Genomic DNA, 14,081 nt, shown 5'->3' with positions numbered 1-14,081 from the left:
GTGCACAGCGCTGCTTGACCAGTTCGAGGGCGCCGCGGAGCACGTCGTCCCACGTCTCAATCTCGTGATCGTCGCGAAGGCTCCTCTGCCGCGCATTCTTGCCTTTGCCCACGAGCGTGGCTGGCGGCGTCTGCGCCTGGCACTGAGCTCCTGTTCGCACCGGCCGATCCCGGACAAGACTGTCGCCACACCGGTACGCTCGAGCCCCTCTGGAACCTGTTCGACCTCACCCCCGAGGGGCGTGGATCCGACTGGGATGAGCAGTTGAGCTACTCGTGCTGCGCCGGAAATAGCGTAAGGGCATCGCACGGCAACTGAATCGGTAACTTCTTCCCGCCCGCAAAATCCGCCACCTTTGCATCCATTTCCACCCCCGTTGCGTAAATCCCTCAAGGACACGCAACCCCCGCCACAACCCCTCAACCCAAGCGCGTCCCTTGACCAGGAGACGCGCCCATGGCCCACCCCGCACCGACCTCTCCACTACCGCGCGGCTCGCGGGTCGCGGTCATCGGCGCCGGTATCTCGGGTTTAGCCAGCGCCTATCTGCTGGCGCGCAACCACCAGGTCACCTTGTTCGAATCGGCCGGCTACATGGGCGGTCACACCAACACGGTAGACGTGATGCTCGACGGCCACACCCATCCCGTCGACACCGGTTTCCTCGTTTTCAACGACCGTACCTATCCGAACCTGATCGCGCTGTTCGACGAACTGGGCGTCGAGTCGCATCCGAGCGACATGACCTTTTCAGTCTCGCTCGACGAAGGCCGCCTGGAATGGGCCGGCGCCAACCTGAACACGGTATTCGCGCAGCGCCGCAATATGTTCTCGCCGACCTTCATCGGCATGCTGCGCGACATCATGCGTTTCAACAGCAGCGCGCAGCGGAACCTCGAAATCGCGACGCAAACGCGCGCGTCGATGGGCGAACTGCTGACGACCGGCGGCTACGGCGGCGCGTTCCAGCGCCACTATCTGCTGCCGATGGCCGCCGCGATCTGGTCGAGCGCGACCGCCGACATCCTCGCCTTTCCAGCCACCACTTTCCTGCGCTTTTGCCTGAACCATGCGCTGCTTCAGGTGAACCGCCGTCCGCAGTGGAGGACGGTGGCCGGAGGAGGGCGCGAGTATGTGCGCCGTATCGTCGGCACGCTCGACGACGTCCGCGTCGCCACCGCGGTTAGAGGCGTGCGGCGCGATGCCGGCGGTGTGGACGTCTTCACGGACAACGGCGCGGAGCGTTTCGACGCGCTCGTGCTCGCCACCCACGCGCCGACCACGCTGCGGCTGCTCGAAGACGCCGGCGAGGACGAGCGCAGCGTGCTGGGTGCGGTGCGCTACCAGCCGAACGTCGCCGTGCTGCATACGGATACGAATCTGCTGCCGCGTCGTCAGCGCGTGTGGTCGGCGTGGAATTATCTGGGGCGCCGCGGCGTCGACGGCACGCATCCGGTGTGTGTCAGCTATCTGGTCAATCAGCTCCAACCGCTGCCGTTCAGAACGCCGCTTGTCGTCACGCTCAATCCGGTGACGCCCCCCGCGCCAGGGACCGAACTGCGCCGCTTCGTCTACGATCATCCGCTGTTCGATCTGGCCGCTATCGATGCGCAGCACCGTCTGCCGTCGCTGCAAGGCAAGCGCCGCACCTGGTTCGCGGGCGCGTGGACGGGCTATGGTTTTCACGAGGACGGACTGAAATCGGCACTGCGCGTGGCCGCCGATTTCGACGCTTCGCCGGCATGGGCCACGCTATGAATCCCGCTCGCGTTGACGTTGACGTTGACGTCGACGTCGATCCGCCCGCGTGGCTTTTGACGGGCCAGGTGATGCACGAGCGTCTGCGGCCGAAGCATCATCGCTTCACGTATCCGGTGTTCTACGTGCGCTGCGATCTGGATCGCCTGGCGTCGTTCGAGAGTGGCTGGTTCGGCATCGACCGGTGGCGTTTGCTGAGCCTTTATCAGCGCGATCACGGTCCGCGTGACGGCAGCGATCTTGCCATGTGGATGCGCGTGCAACTGTCCGCGGCGGGCCTGGAAGTGGCGAACGGCAGGATCTGGCTGCAGGCGTTTCCGCGCGTGTTCGGCTACGCGTTCAATCCGGTCAGTTTCTGGTTTTGCCACGACCGCGACGGGCATCTGCGTGCGCTGCTGGCGGAGGTGCGCAATACGTTCGGCGATCGCCACAGCTATCTGCTGAGCGCCACGGGCAACGCGCCGATTACAGCCGAGACCACGCTCAACTGCCGCAAAGTGCTGCACGTGTCGCCGTTTTGCCGTGTCGAGGGGAGTTACGAATTTCGCGTAAGAGAGACGCCGAACCGTGCGTCCGTCTCGATCGACTACCGCGACGCCGACGGGCTTCTGATTCGCACGGCACTCGGTGGCCGTCTAAAGCCTTTAACACGTTCAACAGCACTCGCCGCGCTGATCCGTCAGCCGCTCCTGACCGTCGGTGTCGTCGTAAGAATTCATTGGCAAGCGTTGCGCCTCGCCATCAAAAGAGCGCCGTTTCACGGCAAAAATCCTGCGCCGGGGCGCACTGCCGAGGTCGCCACCGACGCATCCACCGACCACGCCGCAGCCGGCCGATCGTCCACCGCTGCGCGCACCATTTCGTCCGATTGAGGAGATTCCGTCATGGCGCTTTCAAGAACCCTGAGCGGGCACCGAACCGTCCCCGCGTCGGGCCGTCTGTTTCTCTCTCTGCTCGAACGGATTCAGGTGGGACATCTGGTGCTGATCACGCCCGACGCTCAGCCGCGCGTGTTCGGCGATCCGCACGCGGCGCCCGGCGCGCGTCTGGAGTTGCGCGACTGGCGTGCCTGTGGGGCGATTCTGCGCAAAGGCGACATCGGTTTCGCCGACGCGTGGCGCTCGTTCTGGGTCGACACGCCGGATCTGGCCGCCTTGCTGCGCGTCGCCATCCGCAACGAACGCGCGCTGCAACGCACCGTTTACGGCGGCTGGCTCGCGCAACTCTGGTACGGGCTGCGTCATAAACTGAGGCCTAATACGCGCTCGGGCAGCCGGCGCAATATTCACGCGCACTACGACATCGGCAACGCGTTTTACGCGCAGTGGCTGGACTCGACGTTCACATATTCAAGCGCCGTGTTCGACGGCAATTTCTATCAATCGCTCGAAGACGCGCAGCATGCGAAGTATCAACGCATCATCGATACGCTCGGTTTGCGCGCAGGCATGCGCATTCTGGAAATCGGCTGCGGGTGGGGCGGCTTTGCGATGCATGCGGCACGCCAGGGCATTCACGTGCACGGCATAACAATCTCACCGGCGCAGCTCGAATTCGCCGCAAAGCGTGTGAACGAAGCGGGCTTGAATGAACGCGTGCACCTCGAATTGCGCGACTACCGTACGCTGACCGGCCAGTACGACGGAGTCGTATCGATCGAAATGTTCGAGGCCGTCGGCGAAAAATTCTGGCCGACGTACTTCCGCATTCTGCGCGAACGCTTACGGCCGGGCGCACGCGCGCTCGTGCAAACCATCACGATCGACGACTCGCACTTCGCGGCCTATCGTGCCACTAGCGACTTCATCCGCGAGTTCATTTTTCCGGGCGGCATGTTGCCGAGTCCGCGGCGTTTCGTCGAAGCGGCCCGGCGCGGCAAGCTCGCGGCGCACACGTCGTTGGCATTCGGGCGCGACTACGCCGAGACGCTGCGCCGCTGGCGCAGTGAGTTCGAAGCTCAGCTCGAGACGATCCGCGCGCAAGGCTTCGATGAGATTTTCGTGCGGACGTGGCGGCTGTATCTGGCGTATTGCGAAGCCGGCTTCGACGAAGGGCGCACGGATGTGATGCAGTTCGTGCTCGCCCCGGCGGACTCACCGCAGGCACTTGCTTGGGATGACGCAGTGAGGGCGCGCGTGACGCGTACGGAGAACTTGCGTATGCCGGAGCGTCTTCGACATGAAACTCGTTGACCGGATGCCGGCGGCTGCTTCACGCCGCCAGGAACGAGGCGTTCAAGGCAAGGCGGATGAAGACCGGGACGGGTGAGCGCGATCGTCATCGCGGCGACCCGTTGCCGGTGCAACTGGCACAGCAGCTTGCGTGTTTCAGGCGCTCATGTTGAGCGTGCCGTTCACACCGTTCGGGAAGAAGCCGCCTTTGGTCGCCACGGAACTCGTCAGATACACGATGTTGAGCACGTTGCCATAGCCGCGGCTGAACGCGAGTCCGTTGCTGTCCAGCGGCACGATGTTCGACGAACCGGCCGTTGCGCCGGTGATGCCCTGATCGTCGTGGCCATTGTTGTCGAGGCTGTCGCGTGCGGCCGAGATCGCGTTGGCGGCCGTGTAGATACTTGCCGTGTCGACGCCTTTCGCAAACAGCACCGTGCGTACCAGACCCGCGTGATACGCCTCGGCCGCGAGAATGCCGGCCGCCGCTTCGAGGAAGGTCTTGTTGGTGATGAGAGGCGAAGCGCCTTTATAGGCCGTCACGCCGACGTCTTCGAAGATGAAGGCGCCGAGCAGAAAGTTGTTGTCGTTCGCGTACGGATTGAAGGCGACGCCGGCGCCGACCAGTCCCGCCGCCCGCGCCGCATTCGAGAAGGCCCCGTTCGGATTGGTGCCGCCGATGTCGATCGAAGGCATGGCCACGGCGGCGCTTCCCAGGGCCGAGCGCAGAAAGCTGACGTGCTCGCGTTCGTCGTTGGCGATCTCGTTCGCGTAGGCCTGGACCACGGGATCCTGGAACGGCACTTGCTGCCCCGGGATCACCATGCCCATCGTGCCGACGCCCGCGGTCATGCTCGCGGGCAGCCCCGCACCCGTCGTCGCGTACGTATAGAACTGCGATTCGAGGTATTCCAGATTCAGCGCGAAGTTCAGGATCTCCGCGTCGGTCGGTGCGCTGGCGGCCGATACGTTCGACCCGGAACCGCCGCCGCACGCACTGATCAGCGTACCGCCGACCAGCCCTAGACCCAGGCCGCCGGCGTTGCGGAAAAACTGTCTGCGTTGCAGGCGCCGTTCGACCCGGCGGTCAAGTGCCTGGATAAGCTCTGCTGATTGAGCCGATTGATTGCTGGACTCCGACATGGCGATGCTCCTCAGATGGTTCGTTGCCAATGCCGCGGACTCGCGCTGCAGAGGCGTGGACGACGGATGTTCACACGCTGCACAAACGCAAAATCGCGGACGCAAAGAGGCCCCGTCCTTCTGAGAAGAACTAAACGATGCAGGCAGAAGAAGTGAGTCCTCAATCGTCTTTACGGAGCGAGTGCGCGGCCAGATGCAAAGCGCCCAAAAGATTTCCGTGTGCGCTCGCAGCATGCGATTGAACGGCCCCCGGCCGCACGACCGCGAACGCGGCACGGCGCCGCGCGCACCGCATCCATCGAACCGCTTCGACCCGGCTCGCGCAGCCCGTCCGTCGATCCTCTGTACAATTGGCCGATCGTCAACACCGATTTACCTCGACCGAATTCATGGCCATTACCTACAAGACTCCCGACGACATCGCCAAGCTACGTATTTCCGGCCGCCTCGCGGCCGACGTACTTGCAATGATCGGCGAGCACGTCAAGGCCGGCGTCTCCACTGAAGAACTCGACGCCCTGTGCAACGACTACATTGTCAATACGCAAAAGTCGATTCCCGCAAACGTTGGCTATCTGGGATTTCCGAAAACCGTCTGCACGTCCGTCAACCAGGTGGTATGCCACGGCATTCCCAACCGCGGCGAGATCCTGAAAGACGGCGACATCATCAATATCGACGTCGCGATCATCAAAGATGGCTACTTTGGCGACACCAGCCGCATGTATTGCGTCGGTCAGCCGAGCACGGTTGCGCGCCAGCTGATCGACACGACCTATGAAGCGATGCTGGCGGGCATCCGCGAGGTCAAGCCGGGCGCCACGCTGGGCGACGTCGGCTACGCGATCCAGAAAGTCGCGCAGCGCGACGGCTTTTCGATCGTGCGCGACTACTGCGGGCACGGCATCGGCAAGGTGTATCACGAAGACCCGCAGGTCTTGCACTACGGTCAGCCGGGGCAGGGCGTGCGCCTGAAGCCGGGCATGGTCTTCACGATCGAGCCGATGATCAACGCGGGCCGCGCCAGCACCGCGGTGCAGCGTGACGGCTGGACGGTGGTCACCAAGGACCGTTCGCTGTCGGCGCAATGGGAGCACATGGTGGTCGTGACCGAGGCGGGTTACGAGCTGCTCACGCCCTGGCCGGACGGCACCGGCGATTACGAAGCGCCTTGAACACAGTAGCCAGCGCGCCTCACGAACCGCTTTTGCAAGACGGTGGGCGCGAAATGCCGCGCGATGGGTGCGCGGCTCCAGGTCATTGGGCCTGCGCGATGGTCCGGTTCAGTAAATAAGGATTTGACTCGCGCGCCGGTTCGGTTAAAGCTACGCCTTAGGGTTTCAAGGGGTTTTCGTCTGCATGAGTCCGTCATTGACCGTTCGCCGTATCGCCGCTGATCAGGGCGCCGTTTTTCGCGAACTCCGTACTGCGTCGCTGCGGGAGGCGCCCTATGCCTTCGGCGAAACGCTAGAGGACGCGTTGTCGGCGGATGCCGCCACGTTCGACGCTACCGCCGCCGAACACGCTGTTTCGTTTATCGCCACCACCTTCATCCTTTACACCGAAGGCCATCCGGCCGGCCTCGTCGAAGCGTATTTCGACGACTCCGCGGCGCGCCGCGCGTTCGTCTGCGAGTTGTGGGTGGCGCCGGCCGTGCGTCATCTGCGAGGCGGCGAGTTGCTGGTCGACACCGCCAGCGCCTGGCTCGCCGGCGAAGGCGCCATGGAAATCTACGCGTGGGTGGCCGACGCCAATCGCAATGCGATGCGCTTTTACGAGGCGCTCGGCTTCGGTCCCACCGGCGAGCATCGGCGCGTCACGCGCGCGCCCGAGCAGGCCGAAAGCCTGCTGGTGCGCCACGTGCCGACCACGTCGCAGGTATTTCAGCAGTGATCCCGCGAGCGGCGCGTCAGCTTGCCGCTCACATCCCATCCGCGTCGCTACAGCGTTCATGGTCCACTCACCGTCCAGGTGAGCAGCCTGAGCGCGGCCTGAATGGCCGGGGCGTGGCCACGTCATGGGTATTCAGGCCGTCGCGGCGCGTTCTCTCGGCAAAAAAGCTCGCCGCCCGCCTGGACGCCTGTAAAATACGCAAAATTTTTTGCCGAACGCTATGTCGCCCAAGAAATCGCCCTTTTTCGAACTCCGCAGCGGCTCTGTCGACACCCTCCTGTTTGTGGTCAAGACAACCGACCTCGACGCGATGCGTGCAGAACTGACCCGGCGCTTCGAGGCGACCCCCGAATTTTTCGCTAACGACGTCGTCGCGATCGACGTGCGCCGGCTCGCCGAGAACGAACGCGTGCCGCTCGCCGCGATCGCGCAACTGCTCGACAGCGTGCGCATGCGCCCGGTCGGCATCGTCGCCAACGCGCAGCAGGCGTGGGCCGCCGAATCCGCGTTGCCGCTGCTCGAAGCGCGCGACCGCCGCGGCGCCACCGCGAAGTCCGCCGAAGAAGACGGAGCCACTTCGGCTGCCGCGGCACCGGCAACCACCGCCGCGACGGCCACGCCGCCGGCCGATCTGTTCGCCGCCGCTGCCGTCACGCCCGTCGGCGGCCTGCCGGGAAACAGCACACCGGCCAGCGCGGTCGCGGTCGACCCGGCACCTGCCGCCGAGCCCGCGCGTCTTGCCACGTCGTCGCAAACCATGGTGGTCGACAAGCCGTTGCGCTCGGGCCAGCGCATCTACGCAAAGGGCGATCTGGTCGTGCTCGGTCTGGTGAGCTACGGCGCGGAAGTGATCGCGGAAGGCAACATCCACATTTACGCGCCGCTGCGCGGCCGGGCGTTGGCCGGCGTGCAGGGCAATCACGACGCGCGCATTTTTTGCACGTGTCTCGAACCGGAACTGATCTCGATCGCGGGCATCTACCGTACGACTGAGACCCCGCTGCCGGCCGACGTGCTCGGCAAGCCGGTGCAGATCTGGCTCGACGAAGAAAAACTGATGATTGAACCACTGCGGCTCACGTGATCGACGTGATGCGCGCGCTGCTCTGAACGTACACGGCAAGCGGCGTTCCACGGCAAATAGAGCCGCACATAATTGACGAATTTGACGAACACAAGGTAAGGGTAATGGCAAAAATCATTGTGGTGACTTCGGGCAAGGGTGGCGTGGGCAAGACGACCACGAGCGCGAGTTTTGCATCGGCCCTCGCATTGCGGGGCAGCAAAACCGCCGTGATCGACTTCGACGTCGGGCTGCGTAACCTCGACCTCATCATGGGCTGCGAGCGCCGTGTGGTGTATGACCTGATCAACGTGATCCAGGGCGAAGCCAATCTGAACCAGGCGCTGATCAAGGACAAGAAGTGCGAGAACCTGTTCATCCTGCCGGCGTCGCAAACCCGTGACAAAGACGCGCTGACGCTGGAAGGCGTCGAGAAGATCATCAACGACCTGATTGCGATGGACTTCGAATACATCGTTTGCGATTCGCCGGCGGGTATCGAATCGGGCGCGCTGCTCGCCATGCACTTCGCCGATGAAGCGCTGATCGTGACGAACCCGGAAGTCTCGTCGGTGCGCGACTCGGACCGCATTCTCGGCATTCTGTCGTCGAAGACCAAGCGCGCGATCGAAAGCAAGGAGCCGATCAAGGAACACCTGCTGATCACCCGCTACAACCCGAAGCGCGTGAGCGAAGGCGAAATGCTGTCGCTCACCGACATCCAGGAAATCTTGCGCATCGATCTGATCGGTGTGATTCCGGAATCGGAAGCGGTGTTGCATGCGTCGAACCAGGGTCTGCCGGCGGTGCACCTGGACGGTACGGATGTCGCTGAAGCTTATAAAGATGTCGTGTCGCGATTCCTCGGCGAGCAGAAATCGCTTCGCTTTACCGATTACCAGAAGCCAGGCCTGCTGCAGCGCCTCTTCGGCACCAAGTAAGGGGAGCGCACGTAATGTCGATTCTTTCGTTTTTGCTGGGCGAGAAGAAGAAGTCCGCGTCGGTAGCGAAGGAACGCCTGCAGTTGATCATCGCGCACGAGCGCGCCGGCGGCCATGCGCCAGCCGATTACCTGCCTGCGTTGCAACGCGAACTGGTGGCCGTGATTTCGAAGTACGTGAAAATTTCCGACGACGATATACGCGTGAGCCTCGAGCGTCAGGACGACCTCGAAGTGCTCGAGGTCAAGATCGAAATACCGCAGGTTGGTTCTGCATGACGTGCCGCGTGTTTTGCTTCCGCGTTCTGCTTCGATACGTCGATGTGATGTGACGAGGTAGAGCGCGGCAGCGGCGTTCTCCACCGGGTTCTTTCTGCTGTTCAAATCGACGCGCGGATGCGAGTTCCACGCGCTGTCTGTCTGATTGTGCCTTTCTCTCTGCTGCGCGCTCGCGGTGTCGTCTACTGACGCGGCGCGCCTTCTTCAGCGGCAGCATCGCCGTCGATCTGATCGACCACGGGGGACCCGGCCGCTTCGACTTCGGGGACTTCCGGCACCGGCGCGGGCGCCGGATCCGGCAGCGGCGCCATATAGCGCTGCGCCAGCGACTCATACAACGGCGGCGCGAAGAACCGCGACACCCGGCTCGCAATCAACGCGGTGGCCATCAGCGAAATCACCAGCGCGTGGCCGTCGATCATCTCCATCACGATCACGAACGACGTAATCGGCGACTGCGTGACGGCGGCCAGATAGCCGACCATCGCGAGGGCGATCAGCATGGGCAACTGCATCGAACTGAACAGCATGTGCAGCAGATTGCCGAAGCCCGCGCCGATCGACAGCGACGGTGCGAAGATGCCGCCCGGAATGCCGGGCAGATACGAGCTGACCATCGAAATCATTTTCAGAAACGGATAGAACACGGAGAGGTGCTCGTGTCCGTCGAGCAGTCCGCGTGCTTCCGCATAGCCGCTGCCGAAAGTCGTGCCGCCGGAGACGAGGCCGACCACCGCGATCACGAAACCGCACAGCGCGGCGAACGCGACCGGCCGCTCGCCGTGCAACTCGCGCAGCGGCGCCGGAATCCAGCGCGCGGTGTTCAGCAGCAACCAGCCGAACACGCCGCCCGCAATACCGGTGACGATAGCCGTGAGCACGACGGCCACCGCCAGCAGATCGGGGAAATGCGCGCCGATCTGAATGGTGCCGAAATAGGTGTAGTTGCCGTTCACCCCGAGCGCGATCACACCGGCGATGATGATCGCCGTAATCAGCACGCCACTCGCGCGAGCCTCGAAGCTGCGCGTGAGTTCCTCGATCGCGAACACGATCCCCGCCAACGGCGTATTGAACGCCGCGGACAAACCCGCTGCCGCGCCCGCGAGCACCAGTTGCCGTTCGATTTGCGCGTTCGAACGCGGATACAGCCGCCGCAGATTGAACATCAGCGCCGCGCCGACCTGCACGGTCGGTCCTTCGCGGCCGATCGTGAAGCCGCCGAGAATCGCCAGAAACGACACCGCGATCTTGCCGAACAGAATCCGGAACGACAGCAGCCGCGCGCCGTATTCGCCGGGCTTGGCGTGCAGCGTGGCGATGACTTGCGGAATGCCGCTGCCTTCGGCGCCGCGGAAGAAGGTGCGCGTGAGCCAGACTGCGAGCGCCGCAACCGCGGGCGTGACGATCAACGGTGCCCACACGTGCCGCTGCTGCATTGTGCGGAATTCGCCGTAACCCCAGTCGATCAGCTTTGCATAGAGCACCGCCACCAGGCCGACCGCGATCGCGCCGAGCCAGAACACGCCGTATTGGCGCCACAGGCGTCTCGCGCGGCGCACGATGCTGGAGGAGAGAAAGAGAGGCGCGGAGGACATGAGGATGCGAGTGCAAAGGGTGAAGTATAAGGTGCGCCGGATCGGTTCAACGGTATGAAAGTAATTTGAAATGCTGTAAAAGGGCTGGCGTAAGACGTGCAATGTAACGCTCTGTATTGATGAGCGCCTTCGCGCATTGCCGCCTTGGGCAAAGATTCTTTCAATCGTCGGCTAAAATAGTTTGACGTTTGAACAACTAACAGGTCCTCAATGAAGCGAGTCCTTATCGTCAAGGTCACTTCGCTCGGCGATATCGTACAGGCACTGCCGGTCGTCGCCGACATCAAGCGCGCCTTTCCCGGCGTGGAAGTCGACTGGGCAGCCGACGAAGCATTCGCCGAAGTGGTGCATTGGAGCGAGAGCGTGGATCGCGTGCTATCCGCACCGCTGCGCCGCTTCAAGAAAGCGCGCCATTGGGGCGATTTCAAGTCGATCGCGGCGTCGATCGCCGAATTGCGCGCCTATCGCTACGACTTCATCATCGACATTCACGGCGTCTACAAGAGCGCGATCATTGCGTTTCTGGCGCGTTCGTCGAAGCGTATTGGCTACCAGTCCCAGGATCTGGGAGAGCGGGGCGCGGCATTTGCCTACACCGGGCGTTTCGGTCCGCGTCCGCAGTGCAATGCATGGCATGGCATGCGCATCAGTGCCGGCGAGGCACTGGGTTATCAAGTCGAAGGGCCGGCTGTCTACAATCTGCGCCTGCCCGATCCGGCTGCTCCTCCGTTCGAGGCAGACAGCGCGCCGGTCGCGGCGCTGTTTCACGCCACCTCCAAAGACGACAAGAAGTGGCCGGTGCCTCATTGGGTCACGGTCGGTCGCGAGTTGGCGGAGCGCGGTTTTCGCGTGGTGTTGCCGTGGGGCTCGGAAGGCGAGCGAGCCGAGGCGGAGCAGATTGCGTCTGAAGTGCCGGGCTCGACCGTGCTGCCCAAGCTGAGCGTCACTGAAATCGCGCAGATGATCGACGCGTGCGCGCTGGTGGTCGGCACCGATACCGGCTTCGTTCATCTGGCGCATGCATTGCAGAAGCGCACGGTGATGATTTTTGTGGCGACCTCGCCGTCGCATTGCGGCATCGAGGCGCCGTTCCGCTCGATCTCGATCGGCGACGGTCAATCCGTGCCGTCGATCGACGAGGCGCTCGAAGCCATCGCCTACGTGAATACGGCGCCAAACGCCGCCGCCATGCAGCACGGATCGGCCGCCGCCTGAACGCAGCTTCGTCGCGCTTTCGCGCAATCGTTTGCCAAAAGAAAAGAGGCGGGACGCGCAGCGCTCAATCCAACAAGCGCTGCCACGGAACGCCTCTAAAAACGCCCGTGTCGGGGAACTACGGGCGGAAAGGAATCGCTGCAATGAACAAACTGACTCAAGCACCGGGCGGTCGCATAGAGCGACGCGCCTGGTTCTCAAGAGACCGCACGCTGGCGGTCGAGTTCAATGATCTCTTCATCGAGGTTGCCGCGCGTATCGGCGGATTTGTGTGCCGTTCATTGACGTCGCGCAGCCGATCGCCCGTCGCGCTCAGCGTCGTTCTCTGCGTTCGGTCCAGATAGGCGTCGTGCATTACACACCTGTTAAATCTGTCGCTTTTCGTTGAGTACCTAATTGGCTACACGTGTTCTTTTGTCCACAACGGCCGACTCATTTATCGCGCATGAACCGCCAACGCCGTACTCGCAATCGTCGCGCCGGTCCGCGCATCCGCCACGGACTGGGCTTGCGCGGAGCGCACATGTTCCAAGCAGTATAGGCGGTGTTTTCGTCTGAAGTGAATCTCTTGTCATCCCCTTTGGGCGAAGCCGCTATCGGGCTGCGCGACGTGTAACACACCGGTGATCTGCTCTTACAACTAGCAACGTTCGTGCGGGGCGGGGTCGTGTTCAATCGAATCATTCGGGAATTCGGCTCGAATGATTTTGACTCGACGGAGAACAACATGAAACGCCTCATCCTCACCCTGATCGCAGGCACGCTGCTCGCAACGGCGCTCGGAGGTTGCATCGTCGCACCGGCGCCGGGCTACTACTACGGCGGCGGTTACTACCATCACGGTGGCTACTACTACCGGTAATGGACTTGTGGCGCCCATCCGGGCGCCCCGTGTCCGGCCGCTCAGGCGAGCAGCATTTCGAAAGCGATGACCGTGGTGATGGCCGCCGCGTTGGCGGCCAGCGCTTCCACGACAATGCCCTTCCACGTCGCGGGACGAAAACGCAAGGCCAGCAGCACCGAACACAGCAACGCCAGTGCGATGATCATCACGACGTCCGCGTTGTGAAGATGAAGGTTCATCGGGCCTCCCTGCTCGCCATAGGGTTATTGATTTCGAGTATAGGCAAGTCAAAAAGACGCGCAAGGCAGGGGATTTACCAGCAAAGTGCGCAAAACGGGAGGTAGGCGCAATGACCGCCGATGCGGCCGCAGCGCGCGTCAAGGCGCGCCTGGCGGCATCGGGGTAAAGAAGCAATCAGACCATCAAGGCAGCGCGTCCGCTTACATCAAGCGTGCATCGCGCGTTTCGCGCATGCACAGCACGCCGATCATGCTGACGGCCGCGGCGATCGACACATACGCGCCCACCCACGGCAACCCGCCGTGCGCGGCCAGCACCTGCGCGATATACGGCGCGACAGACGCACCGAGAATCCCGCCGAGGTTGTACGACACGCCTGCACCGGTATAGCGCACGTTGGTCGGAAACAGTTCCGGCAGCAGCGCGCCCATCGGAGCGAAGGTCACGCCCATCAGGAACAGTTCGATCACGAGGAACAGCAGCACCTGGGGCGTCTGTCCGCTGCCGAGCAACGGCGCCATCGTGAAGCCCGACAGGATCGCCGCGATGATGCCGACGATCAGCACCGGCTTGCGGCCATAACGGTCACTCGCCCAGGCCGACAGCGGCGTGGCGAGCGCCATGAACACCACGGCGATGCACAGCAGGCCGAGGAACGTCGGCCGCGGAATATGCAGCACGGAGACGCCGTACGACAGCGAAAACGTCGTGGCGTTGTAGAACAGCGTGTAGCAGACCACCATCGCGAGCGCGCCGAGCAAAGTCGGCAGCCAGTGTTGCGACAGCAGCGTGGCGATCGGCACCTTCACGCGTTCCTGACGGTCGATCGCCGCCTGGAACGCCGGCGTCTCGGCGATTTTCAAGCGCACATACAAGCCGAGCGCGACCAGCACGGCACTCACCAGGAACGGCACGCGCCAGCCCCAGCTGCGGAATT

The 14,081-nt window shown here is 63.1% G+C and carries 15 protein-coding genes; 11 read left to right on the top strand and 4 right to left on the bottom strand.

From position 1 onward, the window contains the following. Nucleotides 1-456 precede the first annotated feature (456 nt). Genes QOC89_RS05475 through QOC89_RS05465 form a run of 3 tightly spaced genes read left to right on the top strand, consistent with a single transcriptional unit; the run spans nt 457 to nt 3,950 of the window. Nucleotides 457-1,758, top strand: coding sequence for an NAD(P)/FAD-dependent oxidoreductase (locus tag QOC89_RS05475; protein WP_323044098.1), 1,302 nt, complete (start codon nt 457-459; stop codon nt 1,756-1,758). Next, complete coding sequence (locus QOC89_RS05470; RefSeq protein ID WP_323044097.1) at nt 1,755-2,630, top strand: DUF1365 domain-containing protein; 876 nt, start codon at nt 1,755-1,757, stop codon at nt 2,628-2,630. Before QOC89_RS05475 ends, QOC89_RS05470 begins: the two co-directional genes overlap by 4 nt. Nucleotides 2,631-2,642: 12 nt before the next feature. Then, a complete protein-coding gene (locus QOC89_RS05465; RefSeq protein ID WP_323044096.1) occupies nt 2,643-3,950 on the top strand; it encodes a cyclopropane-fatty-acyl-phospholipid synthase family protein in 1,308 nt (435 codons plus the stop codon). Nucleotides 3,951-4,085: 135 nt separating this feature from the next. Here the strand turns inward: QOC89_RS05465 and QOC89_RS05460 are convergent, their stop codons facing one another. Then, nucleotides 4,086-5,072, bottom strand: a complete 987-nt coding sequence (locus QOC89_RS05460; RefSeq protein ID WP_323044095.1) for a ferritin-like domain-containing protein — start codon at nt 5,070-5,072, stop codon at nt 4,086-4,088. Between the two features lie 389 nt (nt 5,073-5,461). Between QOC89_RS05460 and map the strand changes: the two genes are divergently transcribed. The 5 genes from map (at nt 5,462) to minE (ending at nt 9,247) form a co-directional block, all read left to right on the top strand. Further along, a complete protein-coding gene (map, locus tag QOC89_RS05455; protein ID WP_323044094.1) occupies nt 5,462-6,247 on the top strand; it encodes a type I methionyl aminopeptidase in 786 nt (261 codons plus the stop codon). A 184-nt stretch (nt 6,248-6,431) separates the two neighbouring features. Then, entirely contained in the window at nt 6,432-6,965 is a 534-nt protein-coding gene (locus tag QOC89_RS05450) for a GNAT family N-acetyltransferase (protein WP_323044093.1), read from the top strand. 220 nt (nt 6,966-7,185) lie between these two features. Continuing rightward, nucleotides 7,186-8,049 carry a septum site-determining protein MinC gene (minC, locus tag QOC89_RS05445; RefSeq protein WP_323044092.1) on the top strand — a complete coding sequence of 288 codons (864 nt, stop codon included), beginning with the start codon at nt 7,186-7,188 and terminating at the stop codon, nt 8,047-8,049. A gap of 104 nt (nt 8,050-8,153) precedes the next feature. Beyond that, complete coding sequence (minD, locus tag QOC89_RS05440) at nt 8,154-8,969, top strand: septum site-determining protein MinD (RefSeq protein ID WP_054035077.1); 816 nt, start codon at nt 8,154-8,156, stop codon at nt 8,967-8,969. A 14-nt stretch (nt 8,970-8,983) separates the two neighbouring features. Next, on the top strand, nt 8,984-9,247 hold the full coding sequence (minE, locus tag QOC89_RS05435; protein WP_054035076.1) for a cell division topological specificity factor MinE: 264 nt from the start codon (nt 8,984-8,986) through the stop codon (nt 9,245-9,247). A 182-nt stretch (nt 9,248-9,429) separates the two neighbouring features. On the opposite strand, the gene QOC89_RS05430 is transcribed toward minE, so the two are convergent. Beyond that, nucleotides 9,430-10,845, bottom strand: coding sequence for a chloride channel protein (locus QOC89_RS05430; RefSeq protein ID WP_323044091.1), 1,416 nt, complete (start codon nt 10,843-10,845; stop codon nt 9,430-9,432). A gap of 210 nt (nt 10,846-11,055) precedes the next feature. On the opposite strand from QOC89_RS05430, the gene waaC reads away from it, so the two are divergent. The 3 genes from waaC (at nt 11,056) to QOC89_RS05415 (ending at nt 12,922) form a co-directional block, all read left to right on the top strand. Then, nucleotides 11,056-12,060, top strand: coding sequence for a lipopolysaccharide heptosyltransferase I (gene waaC / locus QOC89_RS05425; protein WP_323044090.1), 1,005 nt, complete (start codon nt 11,056-11,058; stop codon nt 12,058-12,060). Nucleotides 12,061-12,203: 143 nt separating this feature from the next. Continuing rightward, entirely contained in the window at nt 12,204-12,404 is a 201-nt protein-coding gene (locus QOC89_RS05420) for a hypothetical protein (protein ID WP_323044089.1), read from the top strand. A gap of 383 nt (nt 12,405-12,787) precedes the next feature. Continuing rightward, the gene (locus tag QOC89_RS05415) at nt 12,788-12,922 is read left to right on the top strand and encodes a hypothetical protein (protein ID WP_256390474.1); all 135 of its coding nucleotides are present in this window, start codon (nt 12,788-12,790) and stop codon (nt 12,920-12,922) included. A 41-nt stretch (nt 12,923-12,963) separates the two neighbouring features. Here QOC89_RS05415 and QOC89_RS05410 read toward each other — a convergent pair whose 3' ends face one another. After that, nucleotides 12,964-13,143, bottom strand: coding sequence for a hypothetical protein (locus QOC89_RS05410; RefSeq protein WP_323044088.1), 180 nt, complete (start codon nt 13,141-13,143; stop codon nt 12,964-12,966). A 201-nt stretch (nt 13,144-13,344) separates the two neighbouring features. Further along, a partial coding sequence (locus QOC89_RS05405) for an MFS transporter (RefSeq protein ID WP_323044087.1) occupies nt 13,345-14,081 on the bottom strand: 737 nt, incomplete at its 5' end.

The sequence above is a fragment of the Paraburkholderia sp. genome (assembly GCF_034668105.1).
Lineage (GTDB): Bacteria > Pseudomonadota > Gammaproteobacteria > Burkholderiales > Burkholderiaceae > Paraburkholderia.
This window is presented reverse-complemented; position numbering and strand designations above follow the sequence as displayed.

Excerpts from the sequence above, each read along its gene's own strand:
- minC (WP_323044092.1), top strand. The coding sequence starts at position 7,186 with ATGTCGCCCAAGAAATCGCCCTTTTTCGAACTCCGCAGCGGCTCTGTC.
- QOC89_RS05450 (WP_323044093.1), top strand. The coding sequence starts at position 6,432 with ATGAGTCCGTCATTGACCGTTCGCCGTATCGCCGCTGATCAGGGCGCC.
- QOC89_RS05410 (WP_323044088.1), bottom strand. The coding sequence starts at position 13,143 with ATGAACCTTCATCTTCACAACGCGGACGTCGTGATGATCATCGCACTG.
- minE (WP_054035076.1), top strand. The coding sequence starts at position 8,984 with ATGTCGATTCTTTCGTTTTTGCTGGGCGAGAAGAAGAAGTCCGCGTCG.
- QOC89_RS05465 (WP_323044096.1), top strand. The coding sequence starts at position 2,643 with ATGGCGCTTTCAAGAACCCTGAGCGGGCACCGAACCGTCCCCGCGTCG.
- QOC89_RS05415 (WP_256390474.1), top strand. The coding sequence starts at position 12,788 with ATGAAACGCCTCATCCTCACCCTGATCGCAGGCACGCTGCTCGCAACG.
- minD (WP_054035077.1), top strand. The coding sequence starts at position 8,154 with ATGGCAAAAATCATTGTGGTGACTTCGGGCAAGGGTGGCGTGGGCAAG.
- QOC89_RS05430 (WP_323044091.1), bottom strand. The coding sequence starts at position 10,845 with ATGTCCTCCGCGCCTCTCTTTCTCTCCTCCAGCATCGTGCGCCGCGCG.
- QOC89_RS05420 (WP_323044089.1), top strand. The coding sequence starts at position 12,204 with ATGAACAAACTGACTCAAGCACCGGGCGGTCGCATAGAGCGACGCGCC.
- QOC89_RS05475 (WP_323044098.1), top strand. The coding sequence starts at position 457 with ATGGCCCACCCCGCACCGACCTCTCCACTACCGCGCGGCTCGCGGGTC.
- map (WP_323044094.1), top strand. The coding sequence starts at position 5,462 with ATGGCCATTACCTACAAGACTCCCGACGACATCGCCAAGCTACGTATT.
- waaC (WP_323044090.1), top strand. The coding sequence starts at position 11,056 with ATGAAGCGAGTCCTTATCGTCAAGGTCACTTCGCTCGGCGATATCGTA.
- QOC89_RS05470 (WP_323044097.1), top strand. The coding sequence starts at position 1,755 with ATGAATCCCGCTCGCGTTGACGTTGACGTTGACGTCGACGTCGATCCG.
- QOC89_RS05460 (WP_323044095.1), bottom strand. The coding sequence starts at position 5,072 with ATGTCGGAGTCCAGCAATCAATCGGCTCAATCAGCAGAGCTTATCCAG.